Annotated in this window: 15 protein-coding genes; 3 read left to right on the top strand and 12 right to left on the bottom strand. The window is 70.6% G+C overall.

Annotation, left to right across the window (positions count from 1 at the left end; translation table 11 throughout):
* The first annotated feature begins 23 nt into the window (after window positions 1-23).
* Entirely contained in the window at window positions 24-1,586 is a 1,563-nt protein-coding gene (locus tag ABE487_RS05010) for a calcineurin-like phosphoesterase C-terminal domain-containing protein (RefSeq protein ID WP_346451598.1), read from the top strand.
* Between the two features lie 79 nt (window positions 1,587-1,665).
* On the opposite strand, the gene ABE487_RS05005 is transcribed toward ABE487_RS05010, so the two are convergent.
* Together ABE487_RS05005 and ABE487_RS05000 are read right to left on the bottom strand one after the other, a co-directional pair.
* On the bottom strand, window positions 1,666-2,238 hold the full coding sequence (locus ABE487_RS05005) for a response regulator (protein WP_346445360.1): 573 nt from the start codon (window positions 2,236-2,238) through the stop codon (window positions 1,666-1,668).
* The gene (locus tag ABE487_RS05000; RefSeq protein ID WP_346445361.1) at window positions 2,235-3,476 is read right to left on the bottom strand and encodes an ATP-binding protein; all 1,242 of its coding nucleotides are present in this window, start codon (window positions 3,474-3,476) and stop codon (window positions 2,235-2,237) included. Before ABE487_RS05000 ends, ABE487_RS05005 begins: the two co-directional genes overlap by 4 nt.
* A gap of 96 nt (window positions 3,477-3,572) precedes the next feature.
* On the opposite strand from ABE487_RS05000, the gene ispG reads away from it, so the two are divergent.
* Together ispG and ABE487_RS04990 are read left to right on the top strand one after the other, a co-directional pair.
* Window positions 3,573-4,871, top strand: a complete 1,299-nt coding sequence (gene ispG, locus ABE487_RS04995) for a flavodoxin-dependent (E)-4-hydroxy-3-methylbut-2-enyl-diphosphate synthase (protein WP_346451600.1) — start codon at window positions 3,573-3,575, stop codon at window positions 4,869-4,871.
* Entirely contained in the window at window positions 4,861-5,568 is a 708-nt protein-coding gene (locus tag ABE487_RS04990; RefSeq protein WP_346452867.1) for a phosphatase PAP2 family protein, read from the top strand. Before ispG ends, ABE487_RS04990 begins: the two co-directional genes overlap by 11 nt.
* Window positions 5,569-5,635: 67 nt before the next feature.
* On the opposite strand, the gene ABE487_RS04985 is transcribed toward ABE487_RS04990, so the two are convergent.
* From ABE487_RS04985 to can, 10 genes are all read right to left on the bottom strand, one after another.
* Entirely contained in the window at window positions 5,636-6,169 is a 534-nt protein-coding gene (locus tag ABE487_RS04985; protein ID WP_346451602.1) for a DUF2939 domain-containing protein, read from the bottom strand.
* 79 nt (window positions 6,170-6,248) lie between these two features.
* On the bottom strand, window positions 6,249-6,935 hold the full coding sequence (locus ABE487_RS04980) for a DUF2461 domain-containing protein (protein ID WP_346451603.1): 687 nt from the start codon (window positions 6,933-6,935) through the stop codon (window positions 6,249-6,251).
* Window positions 6,932-8,389 (bottom strand): exodeoxyribonuclease I, encoded by a 1,458-nt coding sequence (gene sbcB, locus ABE487_RS04975; RefSeq protein WP_346451605.1) that lies wholly within the window; start codon window positions 8,387-8,389, stop codon window positions 6,932-6,934. The genes ABE487_RS04980 and sbcB overlap by 4 nt, the downstream gene beginning before the upstream one ends.
* A 161-nt stretch (window positions 8,390-8,550) precedes the next feature.
* A complete protein-coding gene (locus ABE487_RS04970; RefSeq protein WP_346451607.1) occupies window positions 8,551-9,924 on the bottom strand; it encodes an NAD(P)/FAD-dependent oxidoreductase in 1,374 nt (457 codons plus the stop codon).
* On the bottom strand, window positions 9,921-10,844 hold the full coding sequence (locus ABE487_RS04965; RefSeq protein WP_346451609.1) for a hypothetical protein: 924 nt from the start codon (window positions 10,842-10,844) through the stop codon (window positions 9,921-9,923). The genes ABE487_RS04970 and ABE487_RS04965 overlap by 4 nt, the downstream gene beginning before the upstream one ends.
* Window positions 10,841-12,121, bottom strand: a complete 1,281-nt coding sequence (gene kynU, locus ABE487_RS04960; RefSeq protein ID WP_346445369.1) for a kynureninase — start codon at window positions 12,119-12,121, stop codon at window positions 10,841-10,843. The genes ABE487_RS04965 and kynU overlap by 4 nt, the downstream gene beginning before the upstream one ends.
* Before the next feature lie 45 nt (window positions 12,122-12,166).
* Window positions 12,167-13,177, bottom strand: a complete 1,011-nt coding sequence (locus tag ABE487_RS04955; RefSeq protein ID WP_346445370.1) for an amidohydrolase family protein — start codon at window positions 13,175-13,177, stop codon at window positions 12,167-12,169.
* A 58-nt stretch (window positions 13,178-13,235) separates the two neighbouring features.
* Complete coding sequence (locus tag ABE487_RS04950) at window positions 13,236-13,778, bottom strand: 3-hydroxyanthranilate 3,4-dioxygenase (RefSeq protein WP_346445371.1); 543 nt, start codon at window positions 13,776-13,778, stop codon at window positions 13,236-13,238.
* A gap of 75 nt (window positions 13,779-13,853) precedes the next feature.
* Window positions 13,854-14,291, bottom strand: a complete 438-nt coding sequence (locus ABE487_RS04945) for a RidA family protein (RefSeq protein ID WP_346451611.1) — start codon at window positions 14,289-14,291, stop codon at window positions 13,854-13,856.
* Window positions 14,284-14,958: a carbonate dehydratase gene (gene can / locus ABE487_RS04940; RefSeq protein ID WP_346445373.1), complete on the bottom strand. Its 675-nt coding sequence runs from the start codon at window positions 14,956-14,958 to the stop codon at window positions 14,284-14,286. Before can ends, ABE487_RS04945 begins: the two co-directional genes overlap by 8 nt.
* Between the last annotated feature and the right edge of the window lie 6 nt (window positions 14,959-14,964).

Raw genomic sequence — 14,964 nt, 5'->3', positions numbered from 1 at the left:
TTGTTCGCCGCCGGATGTCCGCCATGTCGCGCTCGTGTTCGTTGTTGCCGTTGCCCGTCCTGCTCGCGCTGCTGGGCGCTGTGTCCGCGCCCGCGCCCGCGCTGGCCTGTGACACCGGCCTCGTGTTCGAGGACCGCAACGGCGACGGCCGGCAGGGTGCGGACGAGCCCGGTATCGCAGGCGTGGGCGTGTCCGATGGCGTGCGGATCGTCGAGACCGACGCCGACGGCCGGTTCGGTGGCCTGGCCGGCGGCTCGGCGTTCGTCATCAAGCCGGCGGGCTATGCGCTCGCACGCGATGGTGCGTTGCCGCGGCACTGGGCGTCGCCCGGCCGCGGCGACGATTGCCGCTTTGCGTTGCGCCCGCAGACGCCGGCCGCTGCGCTGGACGTGCTGGTGTTCGCCGACCCGCAGGCCGGGCGGGAGGCGGAGGTCGATTTCTATGCGCGCAGTGTGGTCGCGGCGGCGGCGCGGGCACCGGCGGCGCTCGGTCTGGTGCTGGGCGATGTCGGCAACGACGTGCCGGCGCTCTATCCGGCGATCAATGCCGCGACCGCGCAGCTCGATGTGCCGTGGCTGCATGTGCCGGGCAATCACGATCTGGATGTCGAAGCGGCCGACGATCCCGGCTCGACCGCGTCCTATCGCGCCGTCTATGGGCCGGAGACCTATGCCTGGGAGGAGCCGCAGGCCAGCTTCCTGATGCTCGACAACGTCCTCCACCAGCCGGGCGCGCGCCCGGCTTACGTCGGTGGCCTGCGCGAGGACCAGTTCGCGTTCGCCGAGGCGTATCTGGCGCGGGCGCCGACCGACCGGTTGCTGGTCGTCGGTGCGCACATTCCCTGGTTCGACACCGCCGCCGAGGGCGCGCCGGAGACCATGCGCAGTGCCGACCGCGCGCGGTTGTTTGCGTTGCTGTCGCGGTTCCCGCGCGTGCTGCTGCTCACAGGCCACCGCCACACCCAGCGCCACGTGCGCCACGGCGCGGCGCAGGGCTGGCAGGGCGCCACGCCCTTGCACGAGTACAACGTCGGGGCCGCGAGCGGGGCGTTCTGGAGCGGCGCGCCGGATGCCGATGGCCTGCCGGCGGCGACGATGGCCGACGGCACGCCGAACGGCTTTGCGACGCTGCGCGTCGAGGGCGATGGCAATTACCGGTTGGCCTGGCACCCAGCGCGGTTGCCTGCAGACGATCCGGCCACCACTGCGGCGATGGCGCTGCATGCGCCGCGCGTGCTGCGCCAGGGGGCGTATCCGGCCTGGGGGGTCTACGCCAATGTCTACATGGGCGAGCCCGATACGCGGGTCGAGTACCGCATCGGCGATGGTGACTGGCGGCCGATGCGCCGGGTCGAGCGCGCCGACCCGAGGCTGGTGCTCGAGAATGCGCGCGACGACCTCGCCGACGGCCTGCGCGGACGTGACCGCTCGCCGGAAGCCGACCTGTCGCCGCATTTGTGGCGCGGTGCGCTCGCGACCGATCTGCCGGTCGGTACGCATCGGGTGGAGGTGCGTGCGTTCGATCCCTGGCAGGGCGAACAGCGGGCATCGACGGTCTATCGGCTGGCGGCTTCGCCGGGCGATTGATCGCCAGCCAGTGCGCGGGCCGCAGAAGCGGCGCTGTGGCCGTGTCGGTCCGAAGTGACGGCGGCCCGCGGCCGCCGGTTCACTCCGACAGCGGACGGCGTTCCGGGCCGGGCCGCTTGGCGAGCTTGCGCTGCAGCGACCTGCGATGCATGCCGAGCAGGCGCGCGGTCGCGGAGATGTTGCCGCCCGTCTCGGCCAGCGCCTGCTGGATGTGCTCCCACTCCAGGCGGTGCAGCGGGATCATCGTCGGGCTTTCGACGCTCGGCCCGTCGTCGATGTCGCTCGTGGCACGGTCCGGGGCCGGCTCGGTGTTGTGCAGGATCCGCAGCAGGGTGTCGGCCGATACTGGCTTGGGCAGGTAGTCATCGGCGCCGCGCTTGATCGCCTCGACCGCGGTGGCAATGCTGGCATAGCCGGTGACCAGCAGGATACGCATGTCGGCGCGGATCGCGCGCAGCGGCTCGATCAGCGACAGGCCCGAGGCATCGGCGAGCTTGAGATCGACCAGCGCGAAGTCCGGCGCGATGCGCGCAGCGATCTCGAGTGCGGTCGGAATGTCGGGCGCGACTTCGCAGTCGATCCCGCGGCGGGTCAGGGCGCGTCGCAGCGCTTCCAGGTACAGGGTGTCGTCGTCGACCAGCAGGCCTTTCATCGTGTCGTTTCCTTGGGAGCATCGGCGTGGCGCGCGTCGATCGGGACGCGGAAGTGCAGCACCGCGCCGCCGCCGTCCGCCTCCTCCAGGTCGAGCTCGCCACCCAGTTGTTCGATCGCCGCATGCGACAGCGCCAGACCGACGCCGAGGCCGTCGGGCTTGCCGCTGCGGAACAGGACCGGCAGGAACGGCGCCTGGGCGTCGAATCCGGTGCCGTAGTCGCGGATCGCGCCATCGAGCATGCCGTCGTCGAGTTGCAGGCGCAGGTCGACCTGTTGGCTGCCGTTGGCCGCGCTGGCGTCGGCGGCATTGTTGAGCAGCGCCAGCAGCAGGTGGCCGATCGTGCGGTCCACCCGCAACTGCGGCTCGACATTGCCGCGGCGCATCAGCACCACGGTCGGGCGCACCAACTGCCAGTGGTCGAGCACCCGGCCGATGTCGACCAGCCGGCTGGCGGCCGGGTCGGCGGGATTGGCGAGCGAGCGCACCCGATCACGGCAGGTATCCACCAGCCGCCGCAGCATGGCGATGTCCTCGGCCGTGCCGGCAGGCAGGGCCGCGGTGTCGACATCGTCGAGCACCAGCGTCATCGTGCCCAGCGGGGTGTTGAGTTCGTGGGCGACGGAGGCGGCGTGGGTGGCCAGCGCGAGGATGCCCTCGTTGCGGACGAAGCGGTCGCGCAGGTCGCCAAGCTCGCGTTCCCGGCGGTCGCGGGCGCTCGCCAGCCGGGTCAGGAAGTACAGCACCAGCGCCACGGAGACGAAGAAGTTGACCGCCATGCCGGCCAGGTGCAGGTCGAACCGGTCGTGCAGGTGGGGCAACGGCTGGCCGAAGTGCACCGACAACATGTAGCCGCTCACACACGACAGCGCCGCGGCGACCGCCCAGGCCGGCGGCAGCGCCATCGCGGTCAGTGCGATCGGCAGCAGGAACAGCGAGGCGAAGGGGTTGGCGATGCCACCTGTCCAGGCGACCAGCCAGGTCAGCACCGCGGTATCGACCAACACGTGCGCAAACGCTTCGACCGGCGCCGCGTCGCGGCTGCTGCGCAGGCGCAGGTGCACCGCGACGTTGAACACTGCCAGCACCGCCACCGCGGTCCACAGCGGCCAGGCCGGCAGGCCCATGTCGAAGCCACGCGTCGCCCACAGGATGGTCAGCGACTGCCCGCCCACCGCAGCCCAGCGCAGGCTGTAGAGGGTGCGCAGCAGGGCGGTGGCGGGGGGTTGCGACTGCATGGGCCGCCATCGTAGTGCACCGGCGCGCGGGCGCCTATCGCGACGGCGTTTCGCCCGGCGTCAGCGTCGACCCGGACAAGCCGGTAAACTGCGCGGATGTCCGCTCAGCCCGACGCCCTGCCGTTGTCCGATCCCCGTCCAGAGCCTGCGGCCGCGCCGCCGTTCGGGGCCGCGCCGCGCCGCGCCACGCGCCAGGTCCGGGTCGGGGGTGTCGCCGTCGGCGGCGACGCGCCGGTGGTGGTGCAGTCCATGACCAACACCGACACCGCCGACGTGGTGTCCACCGCGCGGCAGATCGGCGAGCTGTGGCGTGCGGGCTCCGAACTGGTGCGCATCACCGTCAATACGCCCGAAGCGGCGGCCGCGGTGCCGCGGATCGTCGAGCGGCTGGCGATGCAGGGCATCGAAGTGCCGATCATCGGTGACTTCCACTACAACGGCCACCAGTTGCTGGCCGGCGAGCCGGCCTGCGCGCAGGCCTTGGCCAAGTACCGGATCAATCCGGGCAATGTCGGTTTCGGCAAGAAGAAGGACCTGCAGTTTGCGCAGCTGATCGAATTTGCGATCCGCTACGGCAAGCCGGTGCGCATCGGCGCGAACTGGGGCTCGCTCGACCAGTCGCTGGCCGCGACCCTGATGGACGAGAACGCCCGCCGCGCCGTGCCCTGGGATGCGGGGCGCGTGCTGCGCGAGGCACTGATCCGCTCGGCGGTCGATTCGGCCGAACGCGCGGTGGAGCTGGGCCTGGGACGCGACCGCATCGTGCTCTCGGCCAAGGTCAGCGGCGTGCAGGAGCTGGTCGCGGTCTATCGCGACCTGTCGGCGCGTTGCGATTTCGCGCTGCACCTGGGGCTCACCGAGGCCGGCATCGGCAGCAAGGGCATGGTGGCCTCCAGCGCCGCGCTCGCGCTGCTGATGCAGGAAGGCATCGGCGACACGATCCGCATCTCGCTGACTCCCGAGCCCGGTGCGTCCCGAACCAAGGAAGTCGTGGTCGCGCAGGAGCTGCTGCAGACCATGGGTCTGCGCGCGTTCACCCCGATGGTCACCGCGTGCCCGGGCTGCGGCCGCACGACCTCGGAGTTCTTCCAGGAACTGGCCGGTGTGGTGCAGGACCATGTGCGCGAGAAGATGCCCGAGTGGAAGATCACCCACCCGGGCGCGGAGAACATGACCCTCGCGGTGATGGGCTGCGTGGTCAACGGCCCGGGCGAGTCGCGGCACGCCAATATCGGCATCTCGCTGCCTGGCACCGGCGAGGCGCCCTCGGCGCCGGTGTTCATCGACGGCGAGAAGGCCGTCACCCTGCGCGGCGAGACCATCGCCCAGGACTTCGTCGCGCTGGTCGACGACTACGTGCACCGGACCTACGGTCGCGGTGCCGATGTCGGCTGATCACGCGCTGGCGCGCGAGGCCGCGCACGAAACTGGCGGCCTGCTGCGCAGGCACGGCTGGAAGCTGATGCTGCTGTTTGCCGGCGTGCTGCTGCCGATGTGGGGCTTCATGGAGCTGGCCGACGAGGTCCACGAGGCCGAGGCGATCCCGTTCGACGAGCCGTTGCTGCTGTACGCCAACCAGATGGCGCGCGAGGGCTTCGACCGCGTATTCCTGTTCTTCTCGCAGATCGGCTACGCGCGCGGCGTGGTGCCGGTCGACATCGGCCTGGTCGTGCTGCTGCTGGCGTTGCGGCGCTGGCGCGATGGCCTGTTCGCAGCCTTGGCGACCGGCGGCTCGGCGCTGCTGAATCTGGGAACCAAGCAACTGTTCGCGCGCGACCGGCCCAGCCTGTGGGCGTCGATCGCGCCGGAGGCGACCTACAGTTTTCCCAGTGGCCATGCGATGGGGTCGATGACGCTGGCGCTGGTGCTGGTGCTGCTGACCTGGCCGACGCGCGCGCGCTGGTGGACGGTCGCGGCGATGGTGGTGTTCGTGCCGATGGTCGGGCTGTCGCGCATCTACTTGGGCGTGCATTACCCCTCCGACATCCTCGCCGGCTGGGCCGCGGCCTCGGCCTGGGTGGTCGGTGTGTACCTGCTGCTCTACCACTCGCCGCTGCGCCGGCGCGGGCGCACGCTGGCTTCGGGCCGGTAGGCCGCAACGCGCAACGGGACAGCGGCCGGGGCCAGGCCTGCGCTGCGCAGCCGCCAAGCGGGCAGGCCTACAGCGGCAACTGGATGTCCGACAGCCGCCAGCGCAGGCCCTTGCGCGTGAGCACGAAGACGATCGGCCGTCCGGACTCGTCGCGCACGGTCGCGGTGAAGCGCGATGGCGAGTGATAGCGCCAGTGCGCATCGGCCAGCGGATCGGCTGCCGGCGCGCGATCGCCACCGACCGGCGGCGTGGCGCCGCTCGACAGGTCCCACAGCCGCCGTCCGCGCATCAGTGCGCTCAGCCCGACCGGCGTGACCATCATGTCCACGCCCGTGCCCACGGTGCCGCTGGCGGCCTGCAGCGCGAGCGCGCCGAGCAGGCTCGATTGCACATCGACGCCGGCGCGTCGTACGAGCGCTTCGGACAGTTGCAGGCGCAGGCTCTGGCGCAATGCCGGGAAATCCACCTGCCTGGACAATGCCCTTGAATCCTCGCGCTGCACCGCGTCGCGGATCGCGTGCATGGTCAGGAACGGTCCGGCCGCCGTGTAGGCCAGCAGCAGGGCGGCGATGAGTGCGGACAGCCAGGCGAGTTTCTTCATCGGGCGACGGGCCGAACAGGGGAGCGTCGCCATTGTGGGACCGCACGCCGTCGAGCGGCTGAACACCGCCGCGCCAGGCTCAGAACTCCAGGTCCAGCGCCGCGCACAGATAGTCGACGAACGGCGCCAGCACGGCGAGGTCGGCGGCGATCGTGCGGTCGAGGCCGGGACCGGCCATCGCCGCATCATCGAGCGGTCGCAGGAACGCCCAATTGCGATGGCGCAGATCATCGATGTAGACGAAGTCGGCCGGAAAGCCGCGCGGCGGGCGGACCAGCATCTGGCTGTCGTCGAGTGCGAAGCGGCGCCGCAACTTGGGGGCGTGCGCGGCCGCCTTCCAGCCGCCGGGGTTCTCCAGGATGAACTGCCGGACCTTGCGCTGGGTGTGCGGCTCGGGATGCCAGAGCCCGGCGCCGACGAAGCTCGTGCCCGGCTCCAGGTGCACGTAGAACGACGGCGCGGCGACTTCCCGCCGCCGTTCGTGGAACAGCCGCGCGCCCTGCCAGGTCTTGTACGGCGACTTGTCGTGCGAGAAGCGGGCGTCGCGATGGATGCGGAACAGCGAGCCGCCGACGGTGCGGGTGTCGGCGCGGAAATGCGGGCTGATCGCGGCGATGTCGGGCTGCAGGTCGCCGACCAGCCGCAGGAACGGCTGGCGCACGTGCGCTTCGTAGTCCTTGCGGTGGGCCTCGAACCAGGCCTTGTCGTTGTGGCGCGCGAGTGCGCGCAGGAAGCGGAAGCTCTTCTCGCTGAAATAGGCGGTCATGCGGGGGCGGTGGGGTAGAGGTGCGAATGCAGGCCATGGCCCCAGTCGACGAGCGCGTCGAGCAAGGCCTGGTGCGTGGAGGACTGCGCATGGTCGGCGCGCAGCGCGTCGATCTGCGTGAAGTAGCCGTCGAAGTCCTGTTCCGACGCGGTCGTGCCGGGGCCGAGCCGCAGACGACGGTATTCGTCCCAGCGGTGGCGCTCGTCCGGCGACAGGGTGTCGGGCCAGTTCCGGGCGCGGTAGCGGAACAGCAGCTCGTCCAGGCGCGGGTCCTCGAAGCCGAAGTCCGCCCCGTGCAACTGCGTCGGCGGCGTGGCCCGGACCCGGGCGACGCGGCGGCGGTCGCCGTCGCCCAGGAAGCCGTCGTACAGCGAGCCGTCGGCATCCGACGGCCCGTGCGCGCGCTCGGTCGCGAAGACCGCACGGATCTTCGCCGCCAGTGCCGGACCGGCTGCGCGCAGTTGCGCGGCGCGGCGCTCGACCAGCGCTGGATCGATCGACAGGCGCGCGAAGTCTTCTGCGCGCAGGTGCGACCAGGCGACCAGGGCCGGGCAACGGTTGCTGTGCACTTCCTTGAGCGGAATGCGGGCGATGCCCTCGGGCAGGTCTGCGCCGCGCACGAACACGCGCGCGGCGATGGTGTCGGCGTCGAGATCGAGCAGGGCGTCGGGCTCGGCGTCGAGGTCGAACACCACGATGCGGCTGTCGATTGTCGGGTGTCGCGCCAGCGGCAGCACCGGGGCCGCGCACAGCCGCGAGGCCGGATAGCGCTGGGAGACGTGCAGCACCGGGGTCATCGCGACCGGATCGAGCATCGCGGCCGCATGGCGCTTGTCGCGCAGTTTGGCGGCGTAGTCCCACAGCCGAGGCTGGGCGCTGCGCATCCGCCGCGCCAGGCCGATCAGCGCACGCACATCCGACAGCGCTTCGTGGGCGTCACCGGTGCGCACGTCGTTGGCCAGCGCCAGGTGTTCGAGCTTGAACGAGGTCGCGCCGTCGTCGCGCGTGGGCCAGACCAGCCCCTCGGGACGCAGCGCATGCCACAGCCGCATCACATCGAGCAGGTCCCAACGGCAGTTGCCGCCGCGCCACTCGCGCTCGTAGGGATCGTGGAAGTTGCGGAACAGTCCGAAGCGGACGAACTCGTCGTCGAAACGCAGCGAGTTGTAGCCCAGTGTGCAGGTGCGGGGGCGCGCCATCTCCTCGAAGATCCGCGCGAATGCCTCGGCTTCGGTCATGCCGTCGCGCTGTGCCTGCTGCGGCGTGATGCCGGTGATCAGCGTGGCGACCGGCGAGGGCAGCAGGTCGTCGGCCGGGCGCACGAAGAAATCGATCGGGTCCTCGATCTGCACCAGATCGGCATCGGTGCGGATCGCCGCGAACTGGGCGATCCGGCTGCGACGCGGGTCGGCGCCGAAGGTTTCCAAGTCGTAGAAGAGAAAACTATCCGTCATAAGCAGTGCTATCGGCTCTTTTTTGCTGCAGGCCGTTGCGACGGCCTTACTGCGATGGGGGCGGCAGGTTCGTCGAGGCGCAGTCGTAGAAGAGAACACTGTCGGTCATAAGCGATGCTATCGGCTCCTCGTGGCTGCAAGCCGTGGCGATGGCGGCACGATCATGCGGGTGTGTCCTCCAACGGCGTCAGCTGCGCTCGCACCTCGGCGTCGATCGCCGGCCAGTCCAGCGCGTCGAGCGTGGTGTGGCCGGCCGTTGCGCGTTCGAGGATGCCGCGCTGCAGATCGGTGCGGTGCATCGCCAGCGAGTACGGGATGCGCATGAAGGTCACCATCGCGTAGTGCGGGACGAAACGGCCGGGATGGCGCGCCTGCAAGGCAAGTTCGAGTTCGCGCTGCAGCAGGTAGTCGGCATCGTCGACCCGATCGCGCATCTCCAGGTAGTTGTCGAGCGCCATGCGCTGGATCGCGGCGGCGTCGGGCCGGCGCTGCGCCTCGAACGCGGCGAACGCGTCTGCGGTATCGGCATGCGCGTCGAGCTGGTCGGCCAATGCCACGCAGTCCTCGAATGCGCAGTTCATGCCCTGGCCATGGAACGGCACCATCGCGTGCGCGGCGTCGCCCAGCAGCACTGCGCGACCGTCCAGATGCCAGCGTTCGAGGTAGAGCGTGGCCAACTGGCCGACCGGATTGGCGGCCCAGTGCGCGCGGAACTCCGGCATCAGCGCCAGGGCGTCTGGAAACTCGCGCGCGAAGAACGCCTGCGCCGCGTCGACCTCGTGGATCTGCTCGAACGCCGGGCCGCCGTGGGCGCCCGCGCGGTGCGGCAGGAACAGCGTGACGGTGAACGTGCGCTCGTCGTTGGGCAGGGCGATGCACATGTAGTGACCGCGGGGCCAGATGTGCAGTGCGTGCGGCTCGATGCGGAAACCGCCGTCGGCCGACGGGGGGATCTCCAGTTCCTTGTAGCCATGATCGAGTATGTCGACCCGCTCGCCCAGGTCGCGCACGCGCTGCATCGCCGCGCGCAGCGCCGAGCCGGCACCATCGGCACCGACCAGTGCGCGGAAGTGGATCTCGTGCGTTGCGCCGCTGCCGGGATCGCGGAACATCGCGTGCCGGGAGTCGAAGTTGACCGCATCCAGGCCGGCATCGAAATGCAGCCGGGCGCCGGCGGCCTGCGCCAGGTCGAGCAGTACGACATTCAGATCGCCACGATGCACCGACCAGATCACCTCGTCGTCGTCGCGACCGTAGCGCTGCAACTGTGGCGCAGCGGCGCCGGTGTGGACCATGCGCCCGCGCATCATGATCGCGTGTCGCATCACCGCAGCGTCGGCATCGGCCGCGCGCAGCGCATGCCGGCCGCGCTCGGCCAGCGCCAGGTTGATCGAACGCCCACCAGCGTAGCCCAGACGCCGCGGATCGCCGCGCTTTTCGTACAGATCGACCTCCCAGCCCCGGCGTCGCAGCAGGATGCCGAGCAGAGCGCCGGCCAGGCCTGCGCCGACGATGGTCAATTGGCGTGCGCTCATGGCGTGGCACCGCTGACGAACGCCGACCCGTCGGGCGCGACGGCGCGGAAGCGGTCCGCGATCGACAGCAGCGCGCGCCGGACGCTCGACAGCGCGTCGGCGAGCGGACGGCGTGCCAACGACACCCGGATCCGGTGGCGCGGCATCGCGTCCGCATCCGCGCGGCTGTGCCAGGCCTCGCTGCGGATGTCCCATGCGTCGGCGTCGACGATCACCGCATCGCCCTGCAGCCAACCGCGGTCGCCGAGGGTCGATGCGACCGGGCCATCGCTATCCTGCGACGGCGTCGCGAACGCCGCGGGGTCCGCCGCCGGGCGCGCGCGCAGGCGATCGATTGCAAGACCGAGCGCATCGAGGTCGGCCACCTGCAGGTCGAGCGCGACCCCGCCGACTTCGGTGTGGCGGTCGGCGACATGGACTTGGATCTGCCAGCAGGGCACGCGCGTGGCGACGTCGAGCCGATGCGCACGCGCTGAGGTCCAGGTCTGCGCGAAGGCATCGAACCACGCCTGCCAGCCCGCGGGGTCGGCGTCGAGCGCGAAGGCGTGCCAGGACTGCGTTTCGAGGTGCATCCGCCGCGGGTCGGTGCCGATGCTGACTGCGTCGGCGAGATGCGCGTCCGACAGCGCCGGACGCGGCAGGGCCCGCCAGCCGCGGAACAGGCCCAGGCGACGCGTCGGCAGGCGCATCGGTAGCCGGACAGTGGCCTCGACCCGGCAATCGCGCAATCCGATGTCGCCGTCGACAGCGATCACGCCCGCGGCGGTGCCGCGCGGGTCGCGCAATGGCCGGATGTGTTCGTCGTCATCGAGCACCCACGGCGCCACGCCCGCCTCGCGCAGCGCCTGCGTGAGCGCATCGCCCTCGGCATCGGCCTGGCCGGCATCGGCGGTGGAAGGAAAGTCGCCGTCCGCCGTCATCGTGTCTCGCTCCATCGCCTCACCGCGCGTGCGAACCGCAGCACGTCGGTGTGATCGTTGTAGAGCGGCGCCGGCGAGATGCGGATCACGTCGGGTTCGCGCCAGTCGCCGAGCACGCCGTTGTCGGACAGGTGCTCGAACAGGGCGCGGCCCTGCTCGCGGCCACCGCGCACGCGCAGCGACAGTTGCGCACCGCGCCGTGCAGGATCGGCCGGCGTGACGATCTCGAGCACCTCCGACAGCTGCGCGTGGATCAGCGCTTCCAGATACCCGGTCAGGCGCTCGGACTTGGCGCGCAGCGCCGGCATCCCGGCTTCGGTGAACAGGTCCAGCGACGCGCGCAGCGGCGCCAGGCCGAGGATCGGCGGATTGCTGAGCTGCCAGCCCTCGGCGCCCGGCGTGGGCTGGAAGTCCGGCCCCATGCGGAAGCGCGTCGCCGCATCATGGCCCCACCAGCCGGCGAAGCGCGGGCGATCGGTCGTGGCGTGGCGCGCATGCACGAAGGCGCCGGCCACGGCCCCCGGCCCGCTGTTGAGATACTTGTAGTGGCACCACACAGCGAAGTCGGCGTCGCTGTCATGCAGCCGCAGCGGCAGGTTGCCGGCGGCATGGGCGAGGTCGAAGCCGACCACGGCGCCGGCCGCGTGGCCCAGGCGCACGATCTCCGCCAGGTCGAACGCTTCGCCGGTGCGGTACTGCACGCCCGGCCACAGCACCAGCGCCAGCCGGTGCCCGTGTTCGGCGATCGCCGCGGCGATCGCGTCCATGCCGAACAGGCCGTCGGTGCCGGGCTGCACCTCGATCAGGTCGGTCGCCGGGTCGAAGCCGTGGAAGCGGACCTGCGATTGGAGCGCATAGCGGTCGGACGGAAACGCGCCGGCTTCCATCAGGATCGCCGGACGTTCGGTGGTCGGGCGGTAGAAGCCGACCATCAAAAAATGCAGGTTCGCGGTCAGCGAGTTCATCGCGACCACTTCCTCCGGTTGCGCGCCCACGACCTCGGCCAGTTGCGCGCCGACCAGTGCGTGGTAGGTCATCCACTGCGAGTTGCCGCGGAAATGGCCTTCGACCGCCTCCATCGCCCACTTGTCGAGCACGTCCTCGACCTGCGCGCGGGCGCCGCGCGGTTGCAGGCCCAGCGAATTGCCGACGAAATACGCCTGCTCCACATCGCCGAAGCGCGGCATGTGGAACTGCGCGCGGAAGCGCCGGAGCGGGTCGGCGGCGTCGGCGGTCGCGGCGTAGTCGTCGGTGAACAGAGCGTGGGTGTCGGTCATCGTGAAAAGCCGGTGGTGTCGCGCGAGGCGACGCGAAAAGGAGACTCAGGCGAAACGGTTGGCCGGCAGGCCCAGCCAGTCGAGCGCCGTGCCGTGATAGAGCCGGGCGCGGGATGCGTCGTCGAGCGCCAACTGCTCGATCCCGGCGCCGGGTTCCTGCTCGCCGAGCGGGAAGGGGTAGTCGGTGCCGAGCATCACCCGGTCGGCGCCACAAGTGTCGAGCAGGTACTGCAGCGCCCGCGGATCGGCGACCCAGGAATCGAAATAGAGCCGCTTGAGATAGCCACGCGGGTTGTGCGGGTTGTCGGTGGCGACGAGGTCGGGACGCATGTTGAAGCCGTGCTCGATGCGGCCGATCGTGTATGGGAAGCTGCCGCCGCCATGTGCCATACAGATGCGCAGCTTCGGCAGCCGCTCGAGCACACCGCCGAAGACCAGGCAACAGGCCGCGCGGGCCTGCTCGGCCGGCATGCCGACCAGCCAGGGCAGCCAGTACTTGGGCATCGACTCGCTGCCCATCATGTCCCAGGGGTGGACCAGGATCGCAGCCCCCAGGTCGGCCGCGGCCTCGAAGAACGGGAACAGTTCCGGCGCGTCGAGGTTCCAGTCGCCGACATGGCTGCCGATCTGCACGCCCTGCAGGCCGAGCTGATCGACGCAGCGCTCCAGCTCCTGGATCGCCAGCCGCGGCGACTGCAGCGGCACGGTGCCGATGCCGGCGTAGTGCCGCGGATGGGCGGCGACGGTCGCCGCCATGTGGTCATTGAGCGCCTGGTGCAGTTCCAGCGCGTGCGCGGGCTTGGCCCAGTAGGCGAACATCACCGGCACGGTGCTGATCACCTGGACCTGCACCCCGAAGCGGGCGTAGTCGTCGATGCGCTCGCGCGCGTCCCAGGTCCGAGACCAGATCTCGCGGAAGAACCGCCCGTCCTTGTAGATCCGGTGGCGTCCGTCGGCGGTGTGGTGGATGACCGGGAACCGCGCCTCGCCATACTTGGCCGCCAGGTCCGGCCAGTCGCGCGGCAGGTAATGGGCGTGGATGTCGATCTTCAGCATGGCCCGATTGTAGGCACTGGCGGCCATGGGCACCCGCTGCGGCGCGGCAGGCGGTCGATCATCCGGCGGCCGGCCCGGTCGCCTGTTCGTATCGGGCGGGGCGCGGGTTGACGTGGCCGCAGGCCGCGCAGGTGCGCAGGTCGATCGCGCCGTAGAAGCGGTCGAACACCGGCGGGAAGTCCTGCTCGATGTCGTGAAGCGTGAAGTAGTGCTCGAACAACGTGTGGTTGCAGCGCTCGCAGAACCACAACAGACCGTCGCGCTCATGCGGCAGGCGCTTGCGCTCGATCACCAGTCCGACCGAGCCGGCGCTGCGCTGCGGCGAATGCGGCACCTTGGGCGGCAGCAGGAAGGTCTCGCCGGCGCGGATCGGAATGTCGCGCGGGCGGCCGTCCTCCTGGATGCGCAGCACCATCTCGCCCTCGAGCTGGAAGAACCACTCCGGGCCCTCGTCGTAGTGGTAGTCGGTCCGCGCATTGGGTCCGCCGACGATCATCACGATGAAGTCGCCGTCGTGGATGCACTTGTTGCCGACCGGTGGTTTGAGCAACTCGCGATGCGCGTCGATCCAGGCCTGCAGGTTGATCGGGTTGGGCAGCATCGGGCGTCTCCGGTCAGTGGCGCGCGGTGCGCAGCGCGCGGACGTCGGGGCGGGCAGGGCGCGCCACGACGATCATCAGGTGCGTTCGGCCGCGTCGCGCGCGCTCGCCACGCATTTGAGCTCGATCGCGATCGGCGTCGGCAGCGCATCGATGCCGAGCGTCGTACGGCAGGGCGCCGCGGCAGGGTCGGGAAAATGCTCGGCCCAGACCGCGTTGTAGGCGGCGAAGTCCGCCATGTCGGTCAGGTAGACGGTCACGTCGACCAGGTCTTCCCAGCACGCGCCGCTGGCCTGGAGCACGGTGCGGACATTGGCGAGTACCGCGCGGGTCTGCGCCGCGATGTCGCGCGCGACCACGCGGCCGTCGGCATCGAGCACGTTGCCCGGCACCGCGTCGGTCGTCGGGTCGCGCGGGCCGATGCCCGACAGGAACAGCAGGCCGCCGGCACGGCGCGCATGCGGGTAGTGCCCGACCGGAGCCGGCGCGGCGGCGGCGTGGACCGCGTCAGTCATCGCGCTCGCCACGCGCGGCGAGCGCCGCCACCTTGGCGACGGCGGCGCGGTAGGCCGGCGTGATCTGCTCGGGACCGGAGACGTCCATCGACAGCTCGCGCACGCGGCCGTCGCCCAAGGCATACACCCAGCCGTGCACCGCCAGCGGCTGCCCGCGCGCCCAGGCGTCGCGGACCACCGTGGTCTGACAGACGTTGAGCGCCTGCTCGATCGCGTTGAGCTCGCACATCCGGGCGTGGCGCTGGGTCTCGTCCTGGACCGAGGCGAGCAGGTCTTCGTGCTTGTAGGCGAGGTCGGAGACATGGCGCAGCCAGTTGTCGACCAGGCCGACCCGCGTGCCGGTGAGGGCGGCCTGGACGCCGCCGCAGCCGTAATGGCCGACCAGCAGGATGTGCTCGACCTTGAGCACGTCGACGGCGAACTGGATCACCGACAGTGCGTTGAGGTCGCCATGCGAAAGCACATTGGCCACATTGCGATGTACGAAGACCTCGCCGGGGTCGAGCCCCAGGATCTGGTTGGCCGGTACCCGCGAATCGGAACAGCCGATCCACAGGTACTTCGGGGTCTGCTGGCTGGACAGACGGTTGAAGAAATCCGGGTCGTCGCGCGAAACGCGTTCGGCCCAGTCGCGGTTGCGTTGCAGGAGGTTGTCGAGTTCGCCCATCGCACC

It is taken from the genome of Luteimonas sp. TWI596, assembly GCF_039674105.1.
Taxonomy (GTDB): Bacteria; Pseudomonadota; Gammaproteobacteria; order Xanthomonadales; family Xanthomonadaceae; genus Luteimonas.
Note: the sequence above shows the minus strand (reverse complement) of the source record. Positions and strands in the feature narration are given on the sequence as shown.

What these genes read in the sequence shown, in the direction of transcription:
- ABE487_RS05010 (WP_346451598.1), top strand. Translation starts at nt 24, where the DNA reads ATGTCGCGCTCGTGTTCGTTGTTGCCGTTGCCCGTCCTGCTCGCGCTG.
- ABE487_RS05005 (WP_346445360.1), bottom strand. Translation starts at nt 2,238, where the DNA reads ATGAAAGGCCTGCTGGTCGACGACGACACCCTGTACCTGGAAGCGCTG.
- ABE487_RS05000 (WP_346445361.1), bottom strand. Translation starts at nt 3,476, where the DNA reads ATGCAGTCGCAACCCCCCGCCACCGCCCTGCTGCGCACCCTCTACAGC.
- ispG (WP_346451600.1), top strand. Translation starts at nt 3,573, where the DNA reads ATGTCCGCTCAGCCCGACGCCCTGCCGTTGTCCGATCCCCGTCCAGAG.
- ABE487_RS04990 (WP_346452867.1), top strand. Translation starts at nt 4,861, where the DNA reads ATGTCGGCTGATCACGCGCTGGCGCGCGAGGCCGCGCACGAAACTGGC.
- ABE487_RS04985 (WP_346451602.1), bottom strand. Translation starts at nt 6,169, where the DNA reads ATGAAGAAACTCGCCTGGCTGTCCGCACTCATCGCCGCCCTGCTGCTG.
- ABE487_RS04980 (WP_346451603.1), bottom strand. Translation starts at nt 6,935, where the DNA reads ATGACCGCCTATTTCAGCGAGAAGAGCTTCCGCTTCCTGCGCGCACTC.
- sbcB (WP_346451605.1), bottom strand. Translation starts at nt 8,389, where the DNA reads ATGACGGATAGTTTTCTCTTCTACGACTTGGAAACCTTCGGCGCCGAC.
- ABE487_RS04970 (WP_346451607.1), bottom strand. Translation starts at nt 9,924, where the DNA reads ATGAGCGCACGCCAATTGACCATCGTCGGCGCAGGCCTGGCCGGCGCT.
- ABE487_RS04965 (WP_346451609.1), bottom strand. Translation starts at nt 10,844, where the DNA reads ATGACGGCGGACGGCGACTTTCCTTCCACCGCCGATGCCGGCCAGGCC.
- kynU (WP_346445369.1), bottom strand. Translation starts at nt 12,121, where the DNA reads ATGACCGACACCCACGCTCTGTTCACCGACGACTACGCCGCGACCGCC.
- ABE487_RS04955 (WP_346445370.1), bottom strand. Translation starts at nt 13,177, where the DNA reads ATGCTGAAGATCGACATCCACGCCCATTACCTGCCGCGCGACTGGCCG.
- ABE487_RS04950 (WP_346445371.1), bottom strand. Translation starts at nt 13,778, where the DNA reads ATGCTGCCCAACCCGATCAACCTGCAGGCCTGGATCGACGCGCATCGC.
- ABE487_RS04945 (WP_346451611.1), bottom strand. Translation starts at nt 14,291, where the DNA reads ATGACTGACGCGGTCCACGCCGCCGCCGCGCCGGCTCCGGTCGGGCAC.
- can (WP_346445373.1), bottom strand. Translation starts at nt 14,958, where the DNA reads ATGGGCGAACTCGACAACCTCCTGCAACGCAACCGCGACTGGGCCGAA.